This window comes from Cupriavidus sp. IK-TO18 (assembly GCF_015549295.1).
GTDB lineage: Bacteria > Pseudomonadota > Gammaproteobacteria > Burkholderiales > Burkholderiaceae > Cupriavidus > Cupriavidus oxalaticus_A.
The window spans coordinates 255,560-280,224 of the sequence record NZ_JADGMP010000001.1; the positions used below are offsets into that span (position 1 = coordinate 255,560).

Annotated in this window: 21 protein-coding genes; 14 read left to right on the forward strand and 7 right to left on the reverse strand. The window is 68.3% G+C overall.

What is annotated here, in order from left to right; genetic code table 11:
• Window positions 1-767: 767 nt before the first annotated feature.
• From IPF36_RS01115 to IPF36_RS01125, 3 genes are all read right to left on the reverse strand, one after another.
• Complete coding sequence (locus IPF36_RS01115) at window positions 768-1,352, reverse strand: bifunctional 2-polyprenyl-6-hydroxyphenol methylase/3-demethylubiquinol 3-O-methyltransferase UbiG (protein WP_133094344.1); 585 nt, start codon at window positions 1,350-1,352, stop codon at window positions 768-770.
• 2 nt (window positions 1,353-1,354) lie between these two features.
• Window positions 1,355-1,705, reverse strand: coding sequence for a mechanosensitive ion channel protein MscS (locus IPF36_RS01120; protein WP_195427088.1), 351 nt, complete (start codon window positions 1,703-1,705; stop codon window positions 1,355-1,357).
• Between the two features lie 262 nt (window positions 1,706-1,967).
• The gene (locus tag IPF36_RS01125) at window positions 1,968-4,427 is read right to left on the reverse strand and encodes a DUF3772 domain-containing protein (RefSeq protein ID WP_135702942.1); all 2,460 of its coding nucleotides are present in this window, start codon (window positions 4,425-4,427) and stop codon (window positions 1,968-1,970) included.
• A gap of 495 nt (window positions 4,428-4,922) precedes the next feature.
• On the opposite strand from IPF36_RS01125, the gene IPF36_RS01130 reads away from it, so the two are divergent.
• The 4 genes from IPF36_RS01130 (at window position 4,923) to IPF36_RS01145 (ending at window position 8,314) form a co-directional block, all read left to right on the forward strand.
• Window positions 4,923-5,594: an alpha/beta hydrolase gene (locus IPF36_RS01130; protein ID WP_133094347.1), complete on the forward strand. Its 672-nt coding sequence runs from the start codon at window positions 4,923-4,925 to the stop codon at window positions 5,592-5,594.
• Between the two features lie 126 nt (window positions 5,595-5,720).
• Window positions 5,721-6,485 carry a BON domain-containing protein gene (locus IPF36_RS01135; protein WP_135702941.1) on the forward strand — a complete coding sequence of 255 codons (765 nt, stop codon included), beginning with the start codon at window positions 5,721-5,723 and terminating at the stop codon, window positions 6,483-6,485.
• A 93-nt stretch (window positions 6,486-6,578) separates the two neighbouring features.
• Window positions 6,579-7,718, forward strand: coding sequence for a DSD1 family PLP-dependent enzyme (locus IPF36_RS01140; RefSeq protein WP_133094349.1), 1,140 nt, complete (start codon window positions 6,579-6,581; stop codon window positions 7,716-7,718).
• Between the two features lie 2 nt (window positions 7,719-7,720).
• The gene (locus tag IPF36_RS01145) at window positions 7,721-8,314 is read left to right on the forward strand and encodes a uracil-DNA glycosylase family protein (RefSeq protein WP_195427090.1); all 594 of its coding nucleotides are present in this window, start codon (window positions 7,721-7,723) and stop codon (window positions 8,312-8,314) included.
• Between the two features lie 28 nt (window positions 8,315-8,342).
• On the opposite strand, the gene IPF36_RS01150 is transcribed toward IPF36_RS01145, so the two are convergent.
• Window positions 8,343-9,665, reverse strand: a complete 1,323-nt coding sequence (locus IPF36_RS01150) for a sensor histidine kinase (protein WP_133094351.1) — start codon at window positions 9,663-9,665, stop codon at window positions 8,343-8,345.
• A gap of 9 nt (window positions 9,666-9,674) precedes the next feature.
• Window positions 9,675-10,979, reverse strand: a complete 1,305-nt coding sequence (cqsA, locus tag IPF36_RS01155) for an alpha-hydroxyketone-type quorum-sensing autoinducer synthase (RefSeq protein ID WP_133094352.1) — start codon at window positions 10,977-10,979, stop codon at window positions 9,675-9,677.
• 459 nt (window positions 10,980-11,438) lie between these two features.
• Between cqsA and IPF36_RS01160 the strand changes: the two genes are divergently transcribed.
• From IPF36_RS01160 to IPF36_RS01200, 9 genes are all read left to right on the forward strand, one after another.
• Window positions 11,439-12,374: a dioxygenase gene (locus tag IPF36_RS01160; protein ID WP_133094353.1), complete on the forward strand. Its 936-nt coding sequence runs from the start codon at window positions 11,439-11,441 to the stop codon at window positions 12,372-12,374.
• Between the two features lie 40 nt (window positions 12,375-12,414).
• A complete protein-coding gene (locus IPF36_RS01165) occupies window positions 12,415-13,164 on the forward strand; it encodes an SDR family NAD(P)-dependent oxidoreductase (protein WP_195427093.1) in 750 nt (249 codons plus the stop codon).
• 48 nt (window positions 13,165-13,212) lie between these two features.
• Window positions 13,213-14,097, forward strand: a complete 885-nt coding sequence (locus IPF36_RS01170) for a 3-keto-5-aminohexanoate cleavage protein (RefSeq protein ID WP_135702938.1) — start codon at window positions 13,213-13,215, stop codon at window positions 14,095-14,097.
• A gap of 42 nt (window positions 14,098-14,139) precedes the next feature.
• Window positions 14,140-15,117: a zinc-binding alcohol dehydrogenase family protein gene (locus tag IPF36_RS01175; protein WP_195427095.1), complete on the forward strand. Its 978-nt coding sequence runs from the start codon at window positions 14,140-14,142 to the stop codon at window positions 15,115-15,117.
• Entirely contained in the window at window positions 15,114-15,455 is a 342-nt protein-coding gene (locus IPF36_RS01180; protein ID WP_133094357.1) for a cupin domain-containing protein, read from the forward strand. Before IPF36_RS01175 ends, IPF36_RS01180 begins: the two co-directional genes overlap by 4 nt.
• Window positions 15,456-15,598: 143 nt before the next feature.
• A complete protein-coding gene (locus IPF36_RS01185; RefSeq protein ID WP_240745857.1) occupies window positions 15,599-16,660 on the forward strand; it encodes a porin in 1,062 nt (353 codons plus the stop codon).
• Between the two features lie 42 nt (window positions 16,661-16,702).
• Window positions 16,703-17,686 (forward strand): tripartite tricarboxylate transporter substrate binding protein, encoded by a 984-nt coding sequence (locus tag IPF36_RS01190; protein ID WP_135702937.1) that lies wholly within the window; start codon window positions 16,703-16,705, stop codon window positions 17,684-17,686.
• Window positions 17,687-18,287: 601 nt separating this feature from the next.
• Window positions 18,288-19,325 (forward strand): LacI family DNA-binding transcriptional regulator, encoded by a 1,038-nt coding sequence (locus IPF36_RS01195; RefSeq protein WP_133094360.1) that lies wholly within the window; start codon window positions 18,288-18,290, stop codon window positions 19,323-19,325.
• A 253-nt stretch (window positions 19,326-19,578) separates the two neighbouring features.
• Window positions 19,579-20,847, forward strand: coding sequence for a YihY/virulence factor BrkB family protein (locus IPF36_RS01200; RefSeq protein ID WP_133094361.1), 1,269 nt, complete (start codon window positions 19,579-19,581; stop codon window positions 20,845-20,847).
• A gap of 49 nt (window positions 20,848-20,896) precedes the next feature.
• On the opposite strand, the gene IPF36_RS01205 is transcribed toward IPF36_RS01200, so the two are convergent.
• Window positions 20,897-22,429, reverse strand: coding sequence for a sensor domain-containing diguanylate cyclase (locus IPF36_RS01205; protein ID WP_133094362.1), 1,533 nt, complete (start codon window positions 22,427-22,429; stop codon window positions 20,897-20,899).
• Between the two features lie 217 nt (window positions 22,430-22,646).
• The gene (locus tag IPF36_RS01210; protein WP_195427098.1) at window positions 22,647-23,645 is read right to left on the reverse strand and encodes a tripartite tricarboxylate transporter substrate binding protein; all 999 of its coding nucleotides are present in this window, start codon (window positions 23,643-23,645) and stop codon (window positions 22,647-22,649) included.
• 162 nt (window positions 23,646-23,807) lie between these two features.
• Between IPF36_RS01210 and IPF36_RS01215 the strand changes: the two genes are divergently transcribed.
• Window positions 23,808-24,614 carry an IclR family transcriptional regulator gene (locus tag IPF36_RS01215; protein WP_133094364.1) on the forward strand — a complete coding sequence of 269 codons (807 nt, stop codon included), beginning with the start codon at window positions 23,808-23,810 and terminating at the stop codon, window positions 24,612-24,614.
• The last annotated feature ends 51 nt before the right edge of the window (window positions 24,615-24,665 follow it).

Here is a 24,665-nt window from a genome sequence, read left to right on the forward strand (position 1 = left end):
TTTTTTTTGGTTATGCTGCGGCTGGCATCTGGCGGTGCTTGATATGCCCTGTTCCGCCCTAAAGGGCGGGTGACTCTTTGTCCGAGCGACAAAGAGTCACCAGAAAGCGCGTTTACGGCCCTGCGGGCGGCCACTCTTATCGTAGTGGGCTGGGGCTTTCGTACGGGGCTGGGCTTCGATGCAGGGCAGGACTGCCTGACGCCTTGGTGCGCCACGGTGGTTTGGGATTGACTCGGTTGTTGAACGAGCCCAGAGCTGTTGAGTGGCCCCTGCTGCGGGCGGCGTGGTAGGAACGCCTGCGGTTGCGCTGCGCGCGAGTCCTAGTTGGTTTGCTGGGCTGGGCGATATGTTATGCCCTACACACAAAATTTCTGACAGGCCCCCGAGCCCAGGCCCCTGACCTGCGATACTGCCGGCGCGCAGCGCAGCCGCAGGCGTCCCCGCGTTGACGCCAGCAGTAGGGGCCAATCACAGCTCTGGGCTCGTTCAATCACCGCGTCAATCCCGAGCCACCGTGGCGCACCAAGGCGTCAGGCAGTCCTGCCCTGCATCGAAGCCCAGCCCCGTACGAAATCCCACGCATACTACGATAAGAGTGGCCGCCCGCAGGGCCGTAAACGCGTTTTTGGTTACTTTTGCCGCTCGGGCAAAAGTGACTCGCCCCTTTAGGGGCGAAACCAGGACATATCAAATCCCACCAGATGCCAGCCGCCACGCACAACAAAAACCACCAGACGCCTGCCCCTAAAAACCCAACCCCATCCCCCTCAAGCCAACCTCATCTCCAACTGCCTGGACCACAAATCCATCGTGAAATCCGGCTCCTGGTGATGAATATGCCGATACAGCCCGTGCTGCGCACCAATCGCATCATGCACCGCCTGCGCCGTGATCTGCTGCTCGGCGAACAAATGCCGGAAATGGCAGGCGACAATGACGCCGTCATCGCTCAACGCACCCGCCGCCAGCGCCGCGACCTCGTGCCAGTCGGACTTCGGGAAGTAGTACCCCAATTCTGAAAACACGATCAGGTCAAACGATCCCTCGGGCCAATGCTGCGGCAGCTCACCCGTCAGCACCTGTACGTGGGCAAACTCCGCCACGCGTTGCCGCGCCTGCCCGGCAGCGCTGTCGGCAAGCTCCATTGCCACCAGCGCATCGCAGCGCGGCGCCAGTTCGACGGTAAGATGCCCGCCGCCGCAGCCGGGCTCGAACACGCGTGCGAAGCGTTCGCGCGGCAGCGTGGCCATCAGCAGCGCGCGCTTGCGTGCCTCGTACCAGCGCGTGCCGATGCCCCAGGGGTCGTCCTGCCGGCCGTACAGCCGGCTGAAGTATTCGCGATCGACCGGCATGATCAGTAGCCGTAGTAAGGCTGTTGCCGGTAGTAGCCGGACGGCTGCGGGCCGCACGGCACGTACGCGCGGTCGTAGTCGCTGTAGCAATAGCCCGGTGGCACCGCCGGCGCCGCGTACGAGACCGGCGCGGGGGCATAGGTGACCGGCGGCGCCACCGCCACCGGTGCGGCCACTACCGGCGCCGAGGCCAGCGCCGCGCCGAACGCCAGGCCGACCAGCGCGCCGACGGCAAGGACCGCGCCGGCATTCGACCCGCCGCCATGGTGGCGGCCGTGCGCGGACGCGGGGCCGGCGGCTACCAGCGCCACGGCCAGGGCGGTCGCGGCGACGATTCGGGTGGAGGGGCGCATGTCGGACTCCTTGTGATGCAGCTTGTGTTCCTGAATGATGGATGCAAACTGCCCGGCAAGGTGTTTCGCCGCGGAGGCCGACTTGTTAGCTTTGTAACGGGGCTTTTTTCAGGGACCGGTTTTTAACAGGCCGTAATACGGCCCCTGTCACCCACCCTGTCCGGAATCCACCCCGGGGATTTGGGCCAGTCCGCCCGGGCTCGCGCAGGGCGGGCGTACCGATGTCTTGAGCGCGGACCACCGGGCGGAGCGGTCGGCGGACTTACCCCGCCGCGTATGCGCGTTGCGATGCTTCGCCGAACGGCGGCAGGTTTTCCAGCCGCAGCGATTGCGGTTCGGTCAGTGCGATGTCCTCGGCGCGCAGCCGCTTGAGGATCTCGAACAACAGGTCGCTGCGCGTGGCCGCGGCGATGCGCGGGCTGCCGACGTAGCCCGTCACCGACAGCGTGATGCCGTTGGAAGCGAGCTGGCTGAACATGACCGACGGCGCCGGCACGTCCAGGATGGACTCGTTTTCCTTGTAGACATCGAGCAGCAGGTCGCGCAGCTGTTCCGGATCGGTATTGAGCGGGAATGTCAGCTGCAGCGATGCCACGCCCTGCGTGCTGTTGCTCATGGTCACATTGCGCACGTTCTGCGAGATCAGCTGCGAGTTGGGCACGATCACAGTCGAGCGGTCGCCCAGCTGGATTTCGGTCGCGCGCACATTGATGCGGCGGATGTCGCCCTCCACGCCGGCCAGGCTGACCATGTCGCCTACCTTGACCGGGCGCTCGGTCAGCAGGATCAGGCCCGAGACAAAGTTTTTCACGATCTCCTGCAGGCCAAAGCCGATGCCCACCGACAGCGCGCTGACGATCCACGCCAGGTTGTCCCAGCGCACGCCCAGCAGCGACAGCGTCAGCAGCACCAGCAGCACATAGCCGACATTGCTGAACAGCGTGATCAGCGATGCGCGCAGCCCCGGCTCGCTGCACACCTTGGGCAGCAGTTCCGCATCGAGCCAGCGCCGCACCGAACGCAGCAGCCAGATGCCCACGCCGAGCGCCAACACCGCATTCAGGATTCGCTCCGGCATGATGTTCAGGCTGCGCAGCTTCTCGCCGCCCAGCACCATCAGCAGGCTGTTGAGCAGGTCCGCCGGCGTGGTGCCGAAGCCGCCGGTCAGCAGCGCCACCACTGCCACCAGCAGCAGCACGCTGGCGCCGATGCCCGACAGGACGGTCGAGGCCTGCTCCAGATGCGAATCGTCCACGCCGAACAGCTGCTTGATGACGCGGCCGCTGGCGTGGTTGGTCGACAGCACGGCCTCGCAGACATCGCGCGTGACCTGCGTCAGCAGGTACAGGCTGCACAGCACGATGTCGAACCAGACCAGCTCATAGGTCAGGAAGCGCGCGAAGCTGATATAGCCGGCCAGCAGCGCGACCATCGACACGATCACCAGCACGGTCACGGCGGCGTGGATCATGCCGGCCAGCGTGGCGCGCGCCTCCGGGCGTTCGCCCGCGGCGGCGAGTTCGTTGCGCACGCGGTTGGCGCGCAGCAGCGCCGCGCCGATGGTCAGCACCACCACCAGCGACACCAGCCCGCGGCCCAGCAGCGTGACCTGCAGGCTGGTGTCGGCGATGCGGTTGATCTGCTCGAGCGTGCCGGCCAGCAGCAACAGGCCAGCCAGCACGGCGGGGAAGGGCTTCATCGCCAGCGCGACCGGATCGGCCAGCGCAGGCAGGCGCCAGCTGGGGTGGCGCGTGCACAGCAGCGCGCGCCCCAGCCCGACGATCAGCGCGCTGGTCATCGTCAGCTTGACCAGCTGCGCGTAGAGCGCCATCACGTCGGGCGGCAATTCATAGTTGCGAGCGAAGGCGTGGTAGACCAGCTGCACCGCGAGACCTGTGGTGCAGACCGTTGCCAGCGTGGTCGCCAGCGCCAGCGCGCTGCGGCGCAGGCGCGTCTCGGGCAGCCGGGTCAGGCAGAACCACGCCAGCGCGCGCTCGGCAAGGCGCCGCCCCAGCGTCCATACCGCCAGCGCGAGCAGCAGCAGGGCCACCGTGGCCGCGCGTTGCGACGGCTGCCACGCCAGCTGCAGCATCGGCTCCACCTGGTCGCGGAAGCCGTCCAGCCGCGCCTGGTCTTCCGGCGGCGGGCTGAACAGCGGCTGCCAGAACTGCGGGTTGAGGATGCTTTCCGAGCGCAGCGCGAGCTGGTCTTTCAGGTGGCCGCGCTCCAGCCGGGCCAGTTGCTCGCTCAGGTTGGCGATGTTCTCCTTGCTCTCGGCAGCCTGCTTGAGATGCGCGTCGAGCTGCGTGCGGCGCGTGTTCAGCTCGGCGCGCTGCTTCATCACCGCGGGAGCTTCCCTGGTGGTGCCGTCGACCGGTGGCGGACCGAGCACGTCGAGCTGTGCCTGCAACTGTTCGCGCTGCGGCTTCAGGGCGGCGCCGAGCTTGTCGGCGTCGGCATCCAGCCGCCGCAGCGTCTCTTGCAGGTCATGCAGCTTGGTATTGCCGTCGGGGTCGGAGGCCTGCTGCTTGACGCTGTCCTGCTCGGTCTGCAGGCGCTTGAGTTCGGCGTTGGCTTCGGCGTGGGTCAGCGCGGGCGCTTGTGCGGCGGCCTCGGCTTCCGATGCGGTCCCTGCGGCATGGACGGCGGGCAGGGTGACCGGCATCAGGTGGCATAGCGCAGCGAGCGCAAGGCCCAGTGCGAGCCGTGAAGCTTTGCTCATGGCGGATTCTCGTCGGATGGTGACGGCTTGCGGCGCTCCGGCGGCGGATGGAAATGGCAAGGCACGGTGCGGGCAGGGCCACATGGCGCTGCATCGCGATTCCGCTGCGGAACGGCCGGGACACCGGCGATGAACACGGGAAGGGATGGCTGCGTACAGTCCATCCGCTTCGGCGAATTTGGGTCAGCCACGAGAAAGGCCTGCGGGCGAAGCCGCAAGCGGGCAATGCGTGGCACGGGTCGTGCTGACCGATCGCGGCGGGACCATTTTCGGAGCCGCCACGGCTCGGGGCATTATACGAAAGCGTTCAGGTCACACGGCCCGCACAGGCGGCGCATGGGGCACCGGCGGGCAGAATTTTGCGCATCGGTGCCGTGCGCGGCCGTGCGTGGCCGTGCGAGGAAACAGCGCGGGCGGCATGTTCGCCACAATCGCATTACCATCACGGCTTTCGCGCGCCGGCAATCGGCTCGCCCGACATTGCAAGGAGCATTCATGGGAGTACCGTCTGCCACGGAAACGGCGCACCTGGCTGGCGCCGCCGGGCCGATCGAGATGCTGGTCGACCGTCCCGCCGGCACGCCGCGCGGGATCGCGGTGGTGTCGCATCCGCACCCGCTGCTGGGCGGCGCGGCCACGCATAAGGTGCCGCACCAGTTGGCCAAGGCGCTGCTGGCGCGCGGCTTCCTGACCGTGCGGCCCAACTTCCGCGGCGTGGCGGGCTCGGGCGGCGAGCACGACCAGGGCCACGGCGAGACCGGCGACATGCTGGCCGTGGTGGCGCAGTTGCGCGACGACCACCCCGGCCTGCCGCTGGCGCTGGCGGGCTTTTCTTTCGGGGCGTTCGTGATGGCGCAGGTGGCCGCCACGCTGGCGGCGCAGGGCGTGCCGGTCCGTCACCTCGTGCTGGCCGGCCTGCCGTATGGCACGGTCAAGGCCCATCGCAGCTATGACACGCCGGCAGTGCCGGCCGATTGCCTGGTGGTGCATGGCGAGCGCGACGAGCGCGCGGAATTGTCGGCGCTGTTCGACTGGGCCCGACCGCAGGCGCTGCCGGTGGTGGTGGTGCCGGGCGCCGATCATTTCTTTACCGGCAAGCTGCCGTTGCTGGTGCGCATCGTCGGCCAGTACCTCGACCGGCCCGCCGGGGATGGACGAAGCGCATGACGTTGTTGCGCATCGTGTAAAAACTGCGTCCCGCGGCGCTGCCGGAGCGCCACGCGGCCAGCACCGGCGCAAGGGCATGTTTTGTGCTACCGATATCAGGCTAGGACGTCAGATCGGAGGCAATCCATGAAAGACTATCCACCGTCGGAAATCCGGGGAACCTGGCGCCACCGCGGCTACGATGAGCCCGACGATACCCGCCAGGCACGCCACTGGCGCAGCGGCGACACTGGCGGCTCGCCGTATGGCTATGGCGAGGCCCGCTATGGCCTCGAGGATGAAGATGACGAGCGCCCCACGCGCCCTTCGCGCTGGGCCGCGCAAGCGGGGTCGCGCCGCATGCCCAAGGGCTACCAGCGCACCGACGCCCGCATTCGCGATGACCTGTGCGAACGGCTCGCGCACGCCGATGACGATGTCTCGGATGTCACCGTCGACGTCGGCTCGGGCATCGTCACGCTGGCCGGCACCGTCCGGGACCGCGACGCCAAGTTCCGCATCGAGCAAATGGCCGAGGATGTGCTCGGCGTCAGTGAAGTGCGCAATAACATCCAGATGGTGCGGCCCGGCAGCAGCGGCGGTAGCGGCGGCAATGGCGAAATCGGCGAGCGTGCCGGCCGCGCAGCGCGTGGCGAGGATCAGGATCAGGGTCAGGGTCAGCAGCGGGTCGGCCAGTCCACCGGCCAGCGCCGGCAGGTCGGTTCCCCGGCCGGCGACGTGCTGTACATCGTGCAAGGCTGGGACGGTCGTTTCCTCGCTAACGAGCGCGGCGAGGCGGTGATGGTGAGGTCGATCGCGCAGGCCGGCCTGTTCGATGATGCCGATGTGGCCCGCGCCGCTGCCGCGGAACACTGCGGACGCGGCTATCGCCTGCTGGCCACGCGCCGCTAGCGCGTTTTGCGCGCGCAAGCCTGTGCGCAAGGGGCACGCCGGTGTTATCGTGAGGGGCCCACGGCAAGCACTGCCGCAACCGGGCCCCATACCATGCATGAAGCCAGCGTTCTCCGGCCGCCGCACGCGGCGGTCGGCCAATCGTTGTCAGCGTTGCCCACGCCTGCGCTGCTGATCGAACTCGATGCCTTTGAAGCCAACCTGGCGCGCATGGCGGAACTTGCCGAACGCGCCGGCGTAGCGCTGCGCCCGCATGCCAAGGCGCACAAGTCCGTGGCGATCGCGCAGCGGCAGGTCGATGCGGGCGCGGTCGGCATCTGCTGCCAGAAGCTGTCCGAGGCGTATCCCTTTGCCGCCGCCGGCATCGGCAGCATCCACCTGAGCAATGAATTCGTCGGCGCCGACAAGGCCGCAATGGCCGCCGAACTGGCGCGCCACACGCGCTTGTCGATCTGCGTGGACGATGCGCGCCAGGTCAGCCAGGTCGGCGCCGCCGCGGCGCGCGCCGGCGTGCGCATTGCGGTGTTGCCGGAGGTGGACGTGGGGCAGGGCCGCTGCGGCGTGGACAGCGACGAGGCCTTGCTGGCGCTGGTCGATGCGATCGGCGCCGAAGCCGCACTGGATTTCGGCGGCCTGCAGGGCTATCACGGCGGCATCCAGCATATCGAGGCCTGGGCGCAGCGGCGCGAAGCCGCGCAGCGCGCGGCCGAAGCCACCGCCGGCTACCTGCGCGCGCTGGAGCGGCGCGGGCTGCGCTGCCCGGTGGTGACCGGCGGCGGCACCGGCACCGCCGAATTCGACCTGGAGAGCGGCGTCTACACCGAGATCCAGCCGGGCTCGTACCTGTTTCTCGACGGCCATTACGGCTCGCTCGAATGGGAGGGCGCGCTGCGGCCGCTGCATTCCCTGTTCGTGGCAGCCACCGTGATGAGCGCGGCGCGCGCCGGCGTGGCGGTGTGCGATGTGGGGCTGAAGTCGGTCGCGGTCGATTCCGGATTGCCGCACGTGTGGCCGCGCGATGCCGATGGCGCGCTGGAGTACGTTGCCGCCAACGACGAGCACGGTGTGCTGACGGTGACCGGCGCCGACAGCCGCGACCTGCTGGGCGAGCGGCTGTGGCTGGTGCCGGGCCATTGCGATCCCACCGCCAACCTGCACGATGCCTATGCCTGCGTGCGCGGCGAGCGCGTGGAAGCGGTTTGGGCCATCGAGGGGCGCGGGCTCAGCCGCTGATTTTGCCTCGTACCCGTTCCACCAGGCTTGACCGGCTCCTCGCCGACATTGCCGGCTGCCACGCCTGTGCCTTGCCGCACGAGCCCAGGCCGGTGGTGCAGGCCGGCGCCCATGCGCGCCTGCTGATCGTCGGCCAGGCGCCCGGGCGCCGCGTGCATGAAACCGGCATCCCCTGGAACGATCCTTCCGGCGACCTGCTGCGCACCTGGCTGCAACTGACGCCCGAGCAGTTCTATGACGCCGGCAAGGTGGCGATCGTGCCGATGGGGCTGTGCTATCCGGGCAAGGGCGCCAGCGGCGACCTGCCGCCGCGGCGCGAATGCGCGCCGCTGTGGCATGCGCCGCTGCTGGCGTCCATGCCGGAAATCCGGCTGACGCTGCTGGTCGGCCGCCACGCACAGGCTTACTACCTCGGCAGCCGGGCCTGGGCGACGCTGGCCGATACCGTCGCCGCCTGCGCCGACTACCTGCCAGCATTCTTCCCGCTGCCGCACCCCAGCCCGCGCAACCGCTTCTGGCTGCAACGCCATCCGTGGTTCGACACAGACGTGCTGCCGCGGCTGCGGCGGCAGGTGGCGCTGGCGCTGTCCGGCTGATGCCGCTCAGTGGTCCCTCAGTGGTCCCTCAGTGATCTCTATGCGGGAAGCGGATGTTGAACTCCGTGAACTCGTGCTCGACGGAACGGCAGCTGATGCCCGCGCCCCAGCTGGTCAGGACGTTCTGGCAGAAGGCCAGCCCGATGCCGGTGCCGCGGTGCGCCGGGTAGGAGAAGAACGGCTGGAACATGCGCGCCAGCACCTGCGGCGGCACCCCGGTCGCGGTGTCGCGGAAGGTGACGTGCACCCCGTCCGGCCGCACCTCGCAGCAGATCCGGATATCGCCCTTGCCGGCGCGCTTGATCGCTTCGAGCGCGTTCTTCAGCAGGTTGGTCACGACCAGCCCGAACAGCTGCGCGTTGCCGAGCACGCGCACCGGGCCGGGCAGGTCGAACGCGACGATGTCGCGGCCCGGCTCGTCGAACGGAAACCGGGCGATGGCATCGCGGATCACGCCGCCCAGCTCGAACAACTCGCGCGTGGCCTGTTCCGGGTTCTTGGAGTTGGACACCAGCAGCTCGATGCTGTTGCTGATATGCGCGATGTCGGACTCCATGCGCGCCACCGCCTGCATCAGCCCCTCGCGGCGTGGCGCATCCTGGTCCAGCGCCGCCGGCAGCCGCGCCTTGAGGCCGCTCGCGCTGACGCTCAGGCTGGTCAGCGGCGTACGCAGTTCATGCGCGACGGTGGCCAGCGCCGCGGCCATGCCGCGCCGCTTCTGCTCGATCAGCAGCTGGCGGTCGAGCTTGATCACCACCAGCACCGAGATCACGAAGCCGATGATCGGCAGCTGCAGCAGCACCGGCTCCCATGGAATCCCGCCCATGGAATTGCCGGCCAGCACGAACAGCGCCACCGCGGCGGCCGCGCCGGACAGCAGCGAGATGGTCGCGAACGCCGTATTGAAGTGATAGAGGATCACCACGGCGATGATGACCGACTCGGCCCAGGCCATCGAGCCGCCGTTTTCCAGGTACAGGAAGATGAAGGCGAACGGCATGCCCACCGTGATCGCAAACAGCGCGTAGGGCGGCAGCCAGCGGCGGTGCGAGAACGCCCTGGCAAACAGCAGCGGCACGAACAGCGCGGTGCAGACCAGGCGCAGCCACAGGTTCTCGTAGGGCTGCGGGAACACGTACGACCAGATCAGGTAATAGAGCGGGTGACCGATGACCCCCAGCGCGCCCACCATCTGGATGCGCCGCAGCCGGATGACGCTTTCCTCGTCGAGCAGGATGGCCCGCGCCGCGGTATCGAACACCGCCTGCCAGGCCCGGCGGGCAAGGCTGGCAAGTCCCGGCAGACCGGAACGGCGCTTGCGGCCGCCCGAGTCGGCCAACTCTGCTTCCATCTCCAACGGCTACTCCTCGCGGGAGCTTGCGGCGAGCTCCTCTTTGGGATTGGGGGATTTGCGCCGGCTGCGGCGCGTCGATGACCATTCTTCCAGGCGCACCTCGTCGCGGATACTGGCGAGAACGCTGACCAGCCGGTCGATTTCACCGGCGCTAAGTTTCGCATGCAGGGTAAGTCGCATCAATGCCCGATTCTTGGGGGTTGCCGGCGAACAGAATACCGCGCCGAAGATGCCGCGCTGCTGCAGCGCGTTGCGCAGGACCATCACCTGCGGCTCGGTGCCGGCCTCCAGCCCGATGATCTGCTCGGAGCCGTCGCTGATGTTGTACCCCAGCGCACCGATCGCTTCGCGGGTGGTGCGGGTGATCGCATGCAGCTGTTCGCGCCGCTGGTCCGCCGCGGCGATGAAGTCGATGGCGGCGTCGAACCACGCAACCTCGTGGCGCAGTAGCCCCGAACTGAAAATGGCCGGCCGCGACTCGACCGCGAAGAAGTCCTTGAACGTGCTGGAGCAGGTGACGAAGCCCGCGCGCCCGGCGAAGGCCTTGGCCAGCGACGCGGTGCGGAAATGCACCCGCTCCGACAACCCCAGCGCCGGTACCAGCCCGCCGCCCGATGGCCCATGGGTGCCGAGCGAGTGCGATTCATCGACCACCAGCACCGAACCCGTCGCCTCCGCCACCGCGACGTATTCCTCCAGCGGCGCCACGCTGCCGGTGGTGGAGTACACCGCGTCGACCATGATCACGCCGGGCCCGAAGCGTTCGGCCTGGCGGCGCGCATGGCCCACGTCGTTGTGGCGGATCGGCACGGCCTGCGCGCCGGCGGCGGTGATGCCTTCCCACAGCGAGGCGTGGCCGTTCATGTCGATATAGACCGGCACGCCCGGCCCGGCGATGCATTGCACCAGGCCGACGTTGGCGGCCCAGCCGGACTGCGCGATCAGCCCGTCCTCGGCCTGCATCAGGTTGGCCAGCTTGCGCTCGACGTGCCGTTGCGGCGTCTCGCCGTACTGGAACACGGACGACATCAGCAGCTCGGGCTGCTCGTTCAGCAGCGCGCGCGCCTGCGCCTCCAGCAACGGCCGCTCGCCCAGCAGGCAGAGGTAGTCGTTGCTGCTCAGGTGCAGCGCGTCGGGCCCCGGCTTGCGCCCGTGCAGCAGGTGGTCGCCACCCCAGAGCTTGCCCAGCCTGGCATCGAAATGCTCTGACATGCGTGCTGCGATCCACTGCGGCAGCGGCGGCGTGGTCACGCTGCGGGGGGGGCAGGGAACGGGGTGCGTCGGTTGCGGACGCTGGACGGCGGAGAACATCGGTTTTCCTCTGGTAGGTAGGAGGGATCGAAGGAGATCGCTGGCGGCATGGCCAGGAACCCGGGCATCGCAGGCACGTCGGGCTTTCTGCACGTCAGCGATTACTGTGCCAAGTCCTCGGCAACGATTGTGACCGGGCTTCCACCAGTCCAACGCTTGTATGAACGGGAGGGGCCACGCTGCCGTTGCATTGTGGCGCGACCAGCGCTCGCTGGCATGTCGGTATATCGCCGGTTAGTGCCTGGTAAGGCATATATAGGCAGGTGTACCCACAAATGCCACCCTCCGCGCGAGCGGGGACCGCCTAGGGTTTGTCCTGAAGACGAGGCGTAGCGGCTTGTTTTGATTGTGATTTCCGGCGGCGCGAAAGGGGGCGGGGCCCCGCCGGCCCGAACTTTCGCCTTGACCTCCGGTGCTGGCCGCCGATAATAATGCAAACGTTTGCAAAGGAGGAGTGACATGGAAACATCGATCGCGCGGCAGGTATCGCCGGCCCCGCGCCCCACGCTGATAGACGACGAACATTCGGTCACCGGCATCGTCCAGGCCGCGATGGCGGACACCGCCAGCCCACGCCTGCGCTTCGTCATGGATGCGCTGGTCCGCCATCTGCATGGCTTCCTGCGCGAGGCGCGCCTGACCGACGAAGAGTTCGAGTTCGCGCTGGGCTGGCTCGCCAGCCTTGGCCATGCGACGCATGCCACGCACAACGAGGTCGTGCTCGCGGCCGACGTGCTGGGTTTGTCGACCCTGGTGACGGTGATGAACAACAGCACCCGCGACGGCCGCACGCCCGGCGCCTTGCTGGGACCGTTCTACCGCGCCAACGCGCCGCGCTATGCCTGCGGCGACTGCGTGGTGCAGGACGACGCGCCCGGCCTGCCGCTGCTGGTCAGCGGCACCGTGCGCGGCACCGACGGCACGCCGCTGGCGGGCGCGCTGGTCGAGATATGGCAGGCCTCGCCGGTCGGCCTGTACGACAACCAGGACCCGACCCAGCCCGACCGCAACCTGCGCGGCTGCTTCCATGCCGATGCCGACGGCGGCTACCGCTTCCGCACGGTGCGTCCGGCCGGCTATCCGGTGCCGACCGATGGCCCGGTCGGCGCGCTGCTGGCCGCGCAACAGCGCCATCCGTACCGGCCGGCGCATATCCACTTCATCGTCGCCGCGCCGGGATACCGGACGCTGGTGACGCAGGTGTTTGCCGACGAGGCCGACAAGCTGGCCTCGGATGTCACCTTCGGCGTGCACCGGCAACTGGTCGGCACGCTGCAGCTGCACGACCAGGGCAGCAGCCCGTGGGGCGACGTGCCGGCGCCGTTCTACACGCTGGACTTCGACTTCACGCTGGAGCCGGGGCAGCAGACCTTTCCCAAGCCGCCGATCGACTGAACGCCGGCCGATTTCCTTTCACGCAAATTCAACTCCGAACATGAGCGCATCCCCCCTTTCCGGCAAGGTTGCCGTGATCCTCGGCGGCACCGGCAGCATCGGCTTTGCCGCCGGTGAAACGCTGGCCCGCCTCGGCGCGAGCATCGTCCTGACCGGCCGCGACGCCGACAAGGCGGCCAGCGCGGCGGCCGCGCTGCCGGCCGGCAACCATCTTGCCGCCGTCGCGGAAGTTGCCGACAGCGCCTCGCTGCGCGCGCTGGCCGACGAAGTCATCTGCCATTACGGCCGCGCCGACATGCTGGTCAATACCGCCGGCTTTACGCGGGCAATCCCGCACGCCGACCTCGACGCGCTCGACGACGCGCTGATCGACGAACTCTTTGCCATCAACTGGCGCGGCCAGTTCGCCGCGATCCGCGCCTTTGCGCCGCACCTGCGCGCCAGCGGCGACGGGCTGGTGGTCAACGTCGGCTCCATCGCGGGGCGCAACGGGCAGGGCAGCAACGTGGCGTACTGCGCGGCCAAGGCCGGGCTCGACGCCATGGCGATGTCGCTGGGGCGCGCACTGGCGCCGCAGATCCGCGTGCTGAACGTCTCGCCCGGCGTGGTCGACAGCGACTTCGTGCCCGGCCGCGACAGCAGCTTCAACGAGCGCGCCGCCAGGACGACGCCGCTGCAGCGCATCGGCCAGGCGCAGGACGTGGCCGATGCCATTGCCGCGTGCGCTACCTCGCTGCGCTTTGCCACTGGCACCACCATCGTCGTCGACGGCGGCAGGCAACTCGGCTAGCCCGGCGCCACGCTCCGTTTTTCTCTTGTTCTTCACCAACGTTCGCTCATGCACGCACGCAAGACCATCATCACCTGCGCGGTGACCGGCAATATCGTCACCCCCGAGCAGCATCCCGGCCTGCCGGTCACGCCGGCGCAGATCGCCGACGCCGCGCTCGAAGCCGCCGAAGCCGGCGCTGCCGCGGCCCATATCCACGTGCGCGATCCCGAAACGGGCCGCCCGTCGATGGCGCTCGAATACTACGCCGACGTCATCGACCGCATCCGCGCGCGCAACCGCACGCTGATCATCAACCTCACCACCGGACCCGGCGGCCGCTTCGTGCCGAGCGAGGACGAGCCGCGCGTGGCCGCGCCGGGCACCACGCTGCTGCCTCCGGGCAAGCGCGTCGAGCACATCACCGCGTTGCGCCCCGATGTGTGTTCGCTCGACCTCAACACCATGAATTCCGGGGGCGACGTGGTCATCAACACGCCCGCCAACGTGCGCAAGATGGCCGCCGCGATCCGCGCCGCCGGCGTCATGCCGGAGCTGGAGATCTTCGACTCGGGCGACCTCAACATGGCGCTCGACTTCATCCGCGACGGCGTGCTCGACGGGCCTGGCCTGTGGACCTTCGTGCTGGGCGTCAAATACGGCTTCGCGCCCACGCCCGAAACGATTTTCTATGCGCGCAACATGCTGCCCGCCGGCGCGCACTGGTCCGCCTTCGGCATCGGCCGCGCCGAATTCCCGATCGTGGCGCAGGCATGGCTGGCCGGCGGCCATGTGCGTGTCGGCCTGGAAGACAACATCTACCTGGAGAAGGGCGTGCTGGCCCCCAGCAACGCCGCGCTGGTCGCCAAGGCCCGCGACATCGTGCGCTCGCTCGGCGGCGAGATCGCGTCGCCCGCCGAGGCGCGCCGCACGCTGGGGCTGCGCGAAGCCTGAGCCTTGCCAACCGAATTGCCGATTCCTGAAAGGAAAGAACTTATGAACACGATCCGCGTGAACCAGAAAGCCGCCGATATCGAGGCGCTGCAGCTCGAACTGCTCGGCGTGCCGCGCCCCGATGCCGCGGCGGACCAATGCATCATCGAAGTCGCCAGTGCCGGGGTCAATCCCAGCGACGTGAAGGCGACGCTGGGCCTGATGCCGCATGCGGTGTGGCCGCGCACGCCCGGCCGCGACTATGCCGGCCTGGTGGTCGACGGGCCGGCCGCGCTGCTGGGCCTGCAGGTGTGGGGCAGCGGCGGCGAGCTCGGCATCCGCCGCGACGGTACCCATGGCAAGTACCTGCGCATCCAGGCCAGTGCGGTGCGCGCCAAGCCGGCGTCGGTGTCGCTGCTGGAGGCCGGCGCCGTGGGCGTGCCGTTCATCACTGCCTACGAAGGCTTGCGCCGCGCCGGCATGCCCCAGGCCGGCAGCACCGTGCTGGTCTGTGGCGGCAACGGCAAGGTGGGGCAGGCCACCATCCAGATCGCCACGGCGCTGGGCGCGCGCGTCTTTGCCGTCGAGCGTACGGCCGAGCCTTACCGCGGCCATGCCAGCGGCGCAGTGCGCATGATCGACGCCAGCCGCGAAGCGATCGCAGAAGTGGTGCGCGACGAGACCGGCGGCCATGGCGCCGACATCGTCTACAACACTGTCGGCAGCCCGTACTTCGAGCAAGCCAACCAGGCGATGGCCATCGGCGCAGCGCAGATCTTCATCTCGACCATCGAGAAGCCGGTGCCGTTCGACATCTTCGCCTTCTACCGCGGCCAGCATACATACGTTGGCGTCGATACGCTGGCCCTGGACAGCGGCGCGTGCGCGCAGATCCTGGACCAGCTTGCGCCAATGTTCGCCGCGGGCGCGCTGCGGCCGTTCCCGGTGCTGTCCGATTACACCTATGCGCTGGCCAATGCCAAGGACGCATACCGCGCGGTCCTGCAAGGCGCGACCGAGCGCGTGGTGCTCAAGCCATGAACACGACCCGCTTTGCCCGGGCGCCGGCGTATTTCCCGCCCAACCACGACGGCATGCATTGCCTGCGGCTGCAGGGACACGAGGCCGGCCCGTCCGAGGCACTGTGGCTCGGCGTCTCGGTACTGCTGCCAGGCGGCCATACCGCGCTGGATGCCTCGCCGGTGGAAAAGCACTACGTCGTGCTCGAGGGCGAAGTCTGCGTGCGCACGCCGGACGAGGCCGTCACGCTGGGACAGTACGACTCGGTGCGCCTGGCGCCGGGCGAGGCGCGGCAGGTCTCCAATCCCGGCAACCGGCCCGCCTTGCTGCTGCTGGCGATGCCGTATCCGAAGGCCTGATTTTCTTGTGCCGTGATGCAAACGATTGCAGCCCCGAAATAAACGGCGCTGACCAAAAAGGTGATTACAAAAAGAATGACCACAACCAAAGGGGTAGACCAATGACATCCGTTCCCAAGCGGTGCCGCTTGCTGCTGCTGGCCATGGGCGCGGCCTGCACCGGCCACGCCGGCGCGCAGTCGTCCGTGACGCTGTACGGGCGCCTCAACACCGCGCTGGAGTATTCCTACGCCAATACGGCGACCGACGGCACGCGCCTTGGCGGCGTCGGCCGGCTGACCAACAACCGCTCCGTGTTCGGCATGCGCGGCGAGGAAGGGCTGGGCGGCAGCCTCAAGGCAATCTGGCAGATCGAGAGCAACGTCTCGCTCGACACCGGCCAGGGCCAGATCGCGGGGCGCAATTCGCGCATCGGGCTGCAGGGCAGCGCCGGCACGCTGTTCATGGGGCACTGGCAGACGCCTTATACCGAGGCGACCTCGACCTACGATCCGTATTACCCAACCACGGCGGGGTATATGGCGCTGATCGGCAACGGCTCCACGTCGAGCTCGGACAACGTGCAGGACACCAGCGCGTTCGACCGACGGCAGAAAAACATCATCGTCTACAAGTCGCCGTCGCTGGCGGGCTTCAGCGGCGCCGCCGCGTGGGGCATCAACGAGGAAAAGACCACGGTGCCGCGCAACCCGGGGCTGTACTCGTTCTCCGCCGCCTACGACAACGGCCCCCTCAACGTGGTGCTGGCCTATGAAATCCACCAGCATTACCAGACCGCGGGCCGCAACGACGATGCGATGAAGGCGGGCGTTTCCTACAAGTTCCCGACGACCACCGTCGCGCTGCTCTATGAACGGCTGCACTACCGCACCGCCACCGGCGACCTCACGCGCAACGGCTACTACGCGTCGGTGGTGCAGAAGCTGGGGCCGGGCAGCGTGCGGGTCGGCTTTGGCCTGGCCAGCAACGGCGCCGGCAACGCCACCGAGACCGTCGGCTTCTTCCGCAGCGGCGCGGAGACGGGCGCGACGCAGGTCACGGTGGGCTACGACTATCCGTTGTCCAAGCGCACGGCGCTGTTTGCGTACTACAGTCGCATCAACAACAAGCGCAACGCGATCTATGACTTTGCCATCAACGAGCTGGGCGTAAGCGCGGGCGCCGACCCGCAGACCGTCGCGCTCGGCATGCGGCATTTCTTCTGAGGCGCGGCACACGCGTCCCGACTAGCAGTGAGGAGACAAGGAATGATTCGATCCATCCAGGGCGCCGTGCTGGCGCTGACTTCGACGCTGATGCTGGCGGCCGCCCCCGCCGCCAGTGCACAGCCCCAGTACCCCAGCAAGCCGATCCGGCTGGTGGTGCCGTTCTCGGCCGGCAGCGCCACCGATATCCTGGCGCGCATCCTCGGCAGCAAGATGGCCGAGGGCGGCAGCTACCAGGTGATCGTCGACAACCGGCCCGGCGCGGGCGGGACTGTCGGCGCGACCGGCGTGGCCAAGGCGGCGCCGGACGGCTACACGCTGATCCTGGTGTCGGTCGGGCATGCGATCAACGCCACGCTGTATCCCAGGCTCGGCTATGACACGGTGAAGGACTTCGCGCCGGTCTCGCTGGTGGCCAGCGTGCCCAACGTGCTGGTGGTCAATGCGGCCAGCAAGTACAAGTCGGTGCGCGACGTGGTGGCGGCGGCCAAGGCCACGCCGGGCGCGCTGAACTTTGACTCGGCTGGCTCCGGCAGCTCCACGCACCTGAGCGGCGAGATGTTCAAGATGCAGGCCGGCATCGACATCACGCATATCCCGTACAAGGGCACCGGCGAAGCGCTTACCGACGTCATGGCCGGCCGCGGCGACATGATGTTCGCGCCCTCCGTCTCGGCGATGCCGTTCGTCAGGCAAGGCAAGCTGCGCGCGCTGGCGGTGACCACGGCCAGGCGGGCCAGCGCGCTGCCGGATATCCCGACCGTAGCGGAGTCGGGCTTGCCGGCCTATGCCTTCGATTCGTGGTTCGGCATCCTCGCCCCGGCCGGCACGCCGCGCGAGATCGTCGATGCCCTCAACGCCGAGATCGGCAAGGCGCTGTCATCCCCCGACGTGCGCGAGCGCCTGGCGGCGCAGGGCGCCGAGCCGCGGCGTTCATCGCCGCAGGAGTTTGCCGCGTATATCCAGGCGGAAATCGGCAAGCTGGCGCCGGTGGTGCGGCAGTCAGGGGTCAGGGCTGGGGAGTAAGGGCAGGGCATCGCGATGGCCAGACTTGCCGATTGTGTGCTCCCTCTCCCGCTTGCGGGAGAGGGGAGCAAACAAGCCGGATAGAATGGATTGCGGGCAGCGCCGCGACGGCGCCAAGCGAGCGCAGCGACGCGTTACGTGCCCGAGCCCCTGACCTGCGATACTGCAGGCGCGCAGCGCAGCCGCAGGCGTTCCTGCGTTGCCGCCAGCAGCAGGGGCCGCCCACAGCTCTGGGCTCGTTCAATCACCGTGTCAATGCCGAGCCATGGTGGCGCACCACGGCGTCAGGCAGTCCTGCTTTGCAACGAAGCGCAGCCCCGTACGAAAGCCCCGGCACGCTACGATAAGAGTGGCCGCCCGCCCAGGGCAGAAAACGCGCTTTTGGTTACTTTTGCCGCTCGGGCAAAAGTGACTCGCCCCTTCAGGGGCGAAACCAGGGCATATCAAATATCCGCCAGATGTCCAGCCACAGCCACGTGAAGGATGACGGCGAAGTGAAGCCCAAGACTTCATTCAGGCCCCCGTCCCCACCCCCCATCAGCAATGCGCCTTAAAATATCGCATCTCCCATTCCCGGCCCGCCGCCCAACAACCAGCCGTCATGTCCGAGCGCAAGCGCCTCACCCTGAAAGACCTGGCCGCCGAGATCGACGTGCATTACTCGACGGTCTCGCGGGTCATGAACCCGGCCACGCGGCACCTGGTGGCGCAGGACGTGGCGGCGCGCATCCTGGAGGTGGCCGAGGCGCGCGGCTTCCGCCCCAACCGCATCGCCGCCGGCTTGCGCACGCAGCGCTCCGGGCTGGTAGGCGTGGTGCTGCCCGACATCGCCAACCCGGTGTTCCCGCCGATCCTGGCGGGGATCGAGTCGGTGCTGGCGCAGCAGGGCTACGTGCCCATCGTCGTCAACGCCGGCACCGACAAGAGCCGGCAGCGCTTCATTATCGACCAGATGATCGGCCGGCAGGTCGAAGGGCTGGTGCTGGCGACGGCGGAGCGCGAGGACGCGGTGCTCGACTACTGCATCCGGCAGCATATCCCGGTGGTCACGGTCAATCGCGGCGAAGAGACGGGCCGGGTCTCGTGCGTGGTCAGCGACAACCTGCTGGCGATGCGGCTGACGGTAGACCACCTGGCCGGCCTGGGCCATCGCCATATCGGCCATATCGCCGGCCCGGCCGCGCTGTCCACCGGCTTCCTGCGGCGCGAGGGCTTTGTCCAGGCGGTCAGGCGGCACCGCCTGCGCCGCGACGCCTGGCACGTGATCGAGGCCGCCAGCTATTCGCGCGAGGCCGGCAAGCTGGCGTGCGCGCAACTGCTGGAAGCCTTTCCGGCGGTCACCGCGATCGCCGCCGGCAATGACCTGGTGGCGATGGGCTGTTATGACCTGCTGCGCGAGCGCGGGCTGCATTGCCCCGCCGACATCTCGGTAGTGGGCCACAACGACATGCCCTTTGCCGACGCGCTGACGCCGCCGCTGACCACGGTGCGCATCGCCGTCCATGAGATGGGCGAGGAGGCTGCACGGCTGCTGCTGCGGCAGATCGACAAGCCGGGATCCGATGCCGTCACCGTGCAGCTGACGCCGCAGCTGATCGTGCGCGGGTCTACCGCCGCGCCGCGCGACGGCACGTCATAGGCGGGCCGTGCCGCCGCCACTGCGGCCATGAAGGCCTGCGACAGCACGCCCAGGTTTATTCGCGCCGGACCACCCGCCGCGTATTCTGGCAGGCACATGCGGCATAGCCGAGCGCGCGCGCCTGGTAATTCTGGAAGCGCCCGTTGCATGATGGACCGGCCAGCGTGCCTCCCCAGGCGCCGCATTGCGGGCGCCGTTGCTCTGGAATGGGATTTGCTATTGCCATGCAGGACACGTCGCGACAGGACCTCGCATGCTATCCCTTGGCCCCGTGTCGCCGCGCGCCGCCTTCGAGCTGATCCGCGAGAGCATCAACTCCTGGATCGACGACTATGCCCCGAGCATGGGCGCGGCGCTGGCGTACTACACCGTCTTCTCCATTGCCCCGCTGCTGATGATCGTCATCACCGTGGCGGGCGTGATATTCGGCGCGGAAGCGGCGCGCGGCGAGGTCGTCAGCGAGCTGAGCGGGCTGATCGGCACCGAAGGCGCGGAGGTGGTCGAAGACATGCTGGTTGCGGTCAGCGAGCCGGCCGCCAGCACGGTCTCCGCCATCATCGGGGTGGTGGCCCTGCTGATCGGCGCGACCACGGTGTTCGCCGAGTTGCAGTCGGCGCTCGACCGCATCTGGCGGGTCCCGCAGCGCCAGAAGAGTTCGGGCCTGTTTTCGCTGCTGCGCGCGCGGCTGCTGTCGTTCGGCATGATCCTGGGCATCGGCTTCCTGCTGGTCGTGTCGCTGCTGCTCAGTGCCGGCATTTCGGCGATGGGGCGTGAATGGGGACCGCTGCTAGGCATCGACGAGGCGGTCGGGCATGCGCTGGACACTGCCATCAGCCTGGTGCTGACGACCGTGGTGTTCGCGATGATCTACAAGATCATGCCGCGCACCAAGATCCGCTGGTTCGACGTCTGGCTTGGCGCCGTCGTCACGGCGCTGCTGTTCACGCTGGGCAAGTTGCTGATCGGCCTGTACATCGGCAAGAGCGGCGTGGCCAGCGGGTATGGCGCCGCGGGTTCGCTGGTGGTGTTGCTGCTATGGGTGTACTACGCCGCGCAGATTTTCCTGCTGGGTGCCGAATTTACCTGGCATTTTGCCCAGCGCTTTGGCTCGATGCGGCACAGCGGCCAGCCAGCGCCGCCGATCGCGCCGCTACGCGGGCGGGCGCAGGTGGTCGTGGACGAGCAGGCCCGGGGCGAAGCGACCCGCCATCCGGTAAGGACCGGCATCGACGGCGTGACGCCCATCGTGGCGCTTTATGTCGACGAGATCGTGAACGCTGCCGTCAAGGCGGGAGAGCAAGGCCAGGCGACCGCGGTCGCCATCGCGGACGCCGCCGAGAAGGCCGTTGCCCACTTCAGGAGCGCAGCGGGATCGGACAAGCAGGCCTTGCGCAACCGGCTGCGCGAACTGGCCCAGGCGCTGGTAGTGTCTGCCGAGGCGGGGCACCATTCCGGCGATACCCGCGACCTGATCCAGTTCGGCGTGAGCTACGTCGAAGCGTACCTGCACCGGACGCACTGAGGCGCTGCATCGTGCTGCAGCGCGCTGCATCGCCGGACAGGCGAGCGCATCAGACGGCCAGCGCCGGCGTGGCCTCGCCCAATATCACCACGCGGTTGCGGCCGTCGCGCTTGGCCAGGTAGAGCGCCTGGTCGCCGCCATGCAGGAAGGCGCGCAGGTCCGCGAACGGCCCGGCATCCCCGCCGCCGGCCGAACTGGTGGCAACGCCGATGCTGACCGTCAGCGTGCCGAGCGGGCTGGTCGCGTTCGGGATCTCCAGTGCCTGCACCGCATGCCGGATGGCCTCGGCGATCCTCGCGGCGCCGGCGGCCGGCGTGCCGGGCAGCAGGATCGCGAATTCCTCGCCGCCGTAGCGGCCGGCATAGTCGCCCGGCCGGCGGATCTGCTTCTGGATGCTGTCGCCGACCGCGGCCAGCGCATCGTCGCCGGCAACGTGGCCGTAGCGGTCGTTGAACTGCTTGAAGTGGTCGACATCGACCATCAGCAGCGACAGCGGCTGGCCGTCGCGCCATGCCCGCCGCCATTCCTTGTCGGCGGCGTCATCCAGCGCGCGCCGGCTGCCCAGGCCGGTCAGGCCATCGGTATTCACCATCAGGCGCAGGTGCGCCTCCATGTCGAGGCGGCGGCGCCACTGGCGCGACAGCAGCACCGCCAGCGCCACGATCAGCGCATCGACCACGGCAATCAGCCCGGCAAACCACCATGCGCGCTTGTACCAGGGGGCCAGCACGTCGTGGACCGAGAGCCCGACCACCACCATGAGCGGGAAGTCGGGCAGGCGCCGGTAGCTGTACAGCCGCCGCACGCCGTCGACCGCGGCGATGCCGATAAAGCTGCCTTCGGTGCCCCGCAGCAGCGGTGCAAAGGAAGGGCTGGCCGAGATATTGCGGCCCACCGACGCATCGTCGTAGGGGCGGCGCATGATGATGGTCCCGTCCGTGCGCAGCAGCGTCAGCGTACCGCCGCCGCCGAGGCTGACGCCATCGAACAGCTTGCGAAAGTAGTTCAGGCGCAGCGTGCCGACGACGATGCCGCGGAACGCGCCATCGGGCCCCGACACCCGCCGGCTCAGTCCGATGGACTTGTTCTGCGCGGTGAGCCGCGGCTGGAACGGCTGGCTGAGGAAGATGCCGGCGTTGGCGTCGTGCACGTGGGCCTGAAAATAGTCGCGGTCGGCAAGGTTCACGGCGCGCGGCGGCCATTGGTGCGAATCGAGCAGCAGGTTGCCGCTGGCATCGGTGGCCAGCAGCGAGCCCATGTCCTCGGCGTTGATGGAGCGGTCGAACAGCACGCGCTGGCGCAAGGCGGTCGGCAGCTGCATCACTTCCGGGTCCTGCATGGCATCGGCGACCCCGGCGATGGCGAACTGGTAGATATGCAGGTTGCGCGAGATGCTGCGCTCCAGCGTGAGCGCCAGATTGGCCGAGGCTTCGCTGGCGCCGGCCAGCGCGTCGCTGCGCATCTGGGCCAGTGCCGCGGCGCCCAGTCCGGCGATGGCAACCGCCAGGGCGATGGTCGCCGGGACGATCATCGCGGCGGGGTTCAGGCGTACGCGCAGGCGTCGTCTTGCAAGGTCGATCATGGAGGCGGGCGCTGCCGGTGCAATTTTTGCAGCATTGTAGTGCCCGCGGGTACCTCGGCCGCGCCGTGGGAAAAAATGTCACACCTGAGTTTAGCGGCCTGCAAATCGCTTCGAGGCGTGCCGAACCGGTTTCAAGTTACAAGTGCTGCCGCCTTCCGCCACCGCGATGAAGTCCTGGATCTGGCTAAGGCGCATGGCTGGCGCTCCGGGGGCGGCGTCAGTCCAGCGTGACCCCGGTGTCGGCGGTCAGCTTCAGCACCACCGGCAGGTAGGCGGTGTAGGCGCTGGCCGCCTCGGACGGCGTGTTGCCGATGGGCTCGGCGCCCATGTCCTCGATCCGCTTCGAAAACGCCGGGCTTTTCACCAGCGCGCTGACCTCGCGCCCCAGGCGGTCGACGATGGGCTGGGGTGTTTTGGCCGGGGCCATCAGCGTGATCGGCCCGGTCAGCCGGTAGGCGTCGTCGGGATAGCCGGCCTCGGCAAAGGTGGGCACGTCGGGCAGCGACCTGGCGCGGCGCGGTCCGGTCACGGCGATCGGCCGCAGCTTGCCGCCGGCAAAGTGCTGCTGCAGCGCGGTGACCGAGCCCACCGTGACGTTGACCTGGCCCGCCAGCAGGTCGGTCACCATCGGTCCCTCGCCGCGGTAGGGCACGTGCAGGATGTCGACACCATACTTCCTGGCCATGTAGGTCTGGATGGTATGCGGCTGGGTGCCCGGTCCCCACGAACCCATGCGCAGCTTGCCGGGCTCCTTCTTTGCAAAGTCGATCAGTTCGGCCACGGTCTTGACGGGCACGGTGGCATTGACCGCCAGCACGGTGCGCGCGGTGGCGATGTCGGAAATCGGGCGCAGGTCGGTGCGCGGGTCGTAGGGCAGTTTCTTGTACAGCGCCAGGTTGGCGGTGATCGGGCCGGGAATGGTCAGCAGCAGGGTGTAGCCGTCGGGCGCCGCCTTGGCCGCCTGGTCGGTGCCGATAATGCCGCCCGCGCCGCCCTTGTTCTCGACCACGATGGTCTGGCCGAGCCGCTTGCCGAGACCATCGGCCAGCGCGCGCGCCAGCGTGTCGGTCAGGCCGCCTGCCGGGTACGCCACCACCAGCCGCACGGGCTTGGTCGGGTAAGCATCTTCGGCGCCTGCGCCAGACGGCAGCAGGCACAAGGCCGCGGCGGTGATCAGCACGACACGCCGGCGGCGTGAAAAGGTGCGGTTTTTCATGTCTTGTCTCCTTTTCGAATCTGTGTCCGATGCCGGAGAACCTTATGGGCGGCACGCCGGAGGGGTCAACACGATGGCCTATATTTCCAATATGTGGAAATTGATTCCGCTTTTTGACACTCGATCACGCGCTGTCCCAGACTGGGTAAAGAGGAAAACGCCATGAACCTGCCGGTCGAACAATTCATCGCCGAACGCCGCCGCGAGGACCCGTCCTTCGGCGGCCTGCTGGCCAAGGGCTTTGCCCTGCTGCGCTGCTTTATCGACGAGCCGCGCCCGCTCGGCAACGGCGAGCTGGCGCAGCGGCTGCAGCTGCCGCGCGCCACCGTCTCGCGCATCTGCCGCACGCTGTTCGAGCTGGGCTACCTCGACTGGGATCCCAAGCTCGACAAGTACTTCGTCAGCGCCCAGGTGCTGGCGCTGGGCTATCCGTACCTGGCCGGGCTGCAGGTGCGCCACGTGGCCCGTCCGCTGATGCAGGCGCTGGCCGACCGCATCGAGGGCGCTGCGTCGATGGGCGTGGCGCACCGGCTCGACGTTACCTACCTGCAGTCCTGTACCCACAACGAGGGCACCCCGGCGCGGCCGGGAACCGGCGCCGTGCGCTCGGTGCTGAGCACGGCCATGGGCCGGGCTTACCTGTGCACCTTGTCGAAGGCGGAGTTCGAAAGCCTGATGGTGGCCGCCCGCGAGGAGCGGCCCGAGGAATACGCGGCGTTCTACGACACGCTGTGCCACAACGTGGCGCACTACCCCAAGCGCGGCTTCGCGCTCAACGAGGGCGATGCCGGCATCGGCGTGTACGGCGTGGGCGTCTATTCGCGCATCCGATACCTGAACCGCCCGCTGCTGTTCAACTGCGCCGTGCCCGGCTCGCAGGTGAAGCGCGGGATGATGGAAAAGAAGGTGGCGCCGCTGTTGATGGAGATGGTCCGCTCCATCGAGGCCGCCACCGGCCTGCGGCAATAGCCGGCCAGGCCCGACTGGAACCATCCATAAAACAAGACCCGGAGACTGCCA

What these genes read in the sequence shown, in the direction of transcription:
- IPF36_RS01115 (WP_133094344.1), bottom strand. Translation starts at nt 1,352, where the DNA reads ATGCCGGTCGATCGCGAATACTTCAGCCGGCTGTACGGCCGGCAGGAC.
- IPF36_RS01120 (WP_195427088.1), bottom strand. Translation starts at nt 1,705, where the DNA reads ATGCGCCCCTCCACCCGAATCGTCGCCGCGACCGCCCTGGCCGTGGCG.
- IPF36_RS01125 (WP_135702942.1), bottom strand. Translation starts at nt 4,427, where the DNA reads ATGAGCAAAGCTTCACGGCTCGCACTGGGCCTTGCGCTCGCTGCGCTA.
- IPF36_RS01130 (WP_133094347.1), top strand. Translation starts at nt 4,923, where the DNA reads ATGGGAGTACCGTCTGCCACGGAAACGGCGCACCTGGCTGGCGCCGCC.
- IPF36_RS01135 (WP_135702941.1), top strand. Translation starts at nt 5,721, where the DNA reads ATGAAAGACTATCCACCGTCGGAAATCCGGGGAACCTGGCGCCACCGC.
- IPF36_RS01140 (WP_133094349.1), top strand. Translation starts at nt 6,579, where the DNA reads ATGCATGAAGCCAGCGTTCTCCGGCCGCCGCACGCGGCGGTCGGCCAA.
- IPF36_RS01150 (WP_133094351.1), bottom strand. Translation starts at nt 9,665, where the DNA reads ATGGAAGCAGAGTTGGCCGACTCGGGCGGCCGCAAGCGCCGTTCCGGT.
- cqsA (WP_133094352.1), bottom strand. Translation starts at nt 10,979, where the DNA reads ATGTTCTCCGCCGTCCAGCGTCCGCAACCGACGCACCCCGTTCCCTGC.
- IPF36_RS01160 (WP_133094353.1), top strand. Translation starts at nt 11,439, where the DNA reads ATGGAAACATCGATCGCGCGGCAGGTATCGCCGGCCCCGCGCCCCACG.
- IPF36_RS01165 (WP_195427093.1), top strand. Translation starts at nt 12,415, where the DNA reads ATGAGCGCATCCCCCCTTTCCGGCAAGGTTGCCGTGATCCTCGGCGGC.
- IPF36_RS01170 (WP_135702938.1), top strand. Translation starts at nt 13,213, where the DNA reads ATGCACGCACGCAAGACCATCATCACCTGCGCGGTGACCGGCAATATC.
- IPF36_RS01175 (WP_195427095.1), top strand. Translation starts at nt 14,140, where the DNA reads ATGAACACGATCCGCGTGAACCAGAAAGCCGCCGATATCGAGGCGCTG.
- IPF36_RS01180 (WP_133094357.1), top strand. Translation starts at nt 15,114, where the DNA reads ATGAACACGACCCGCTTTGCCCGGGCGCCGGCGTATTTCCCGCCCAAC.
- IPF36_RS01185 (WP_240745857.1), top strand. Translation starts at nt 15,599, where the DNA reads ATGGGCGCGGCCTGCACCGGCCACGCCGGCGCGCAGTCGTCCGTGACG.
- IPF36_RS01190 (WP_135702937.1), top strand. Translation starts at nt 16,703, where the DNA reads ATGATTCGATCCATCCAGGGCGCCGTGCTGGCGCTGACTTCGACGCTG.
- IPF36_RS01195 (WP_133094360.1), top strand. Translation starts at nt 18,288, where the DNA reads ATGTCCGAGCGCAAGCGCCTCACCCTGAAAGACCTGGCCGCCGAGATC.
- IPF36_RS01200 (WP_133094361.1), top strand. Translation starts at nt 19,579, where the DNA reads ATGCTATCCCTTGGCCCCGTGTCGCCGCGCGCCGCCTTCGAGCTGATC.
- IPF36_RS01205 (WP_133094362.1), bottom strand. Translation starts at nt 22,429, where the DNA reads ATGATCGACCTTGCAAGACGACGCCTGCGCGTACGCCTGAACCCCGCC.
- IPF36_RS01210 (WP_195427098.1), bottom strand. Translation starts at nt 23,645, where the DNA reads ATGAAAAACCGCACCTTTTCACGCCGCCGGCGTGTCGTGCTGATCACC.
- IPF36_RS01215 (WP_133094364.1), top strand. Translation starts at nt 23,808, where the DNA reads ATGAACCTGCCGGTCGAACAATTCATCGCCGAACGCCGCCGCGAGGAC.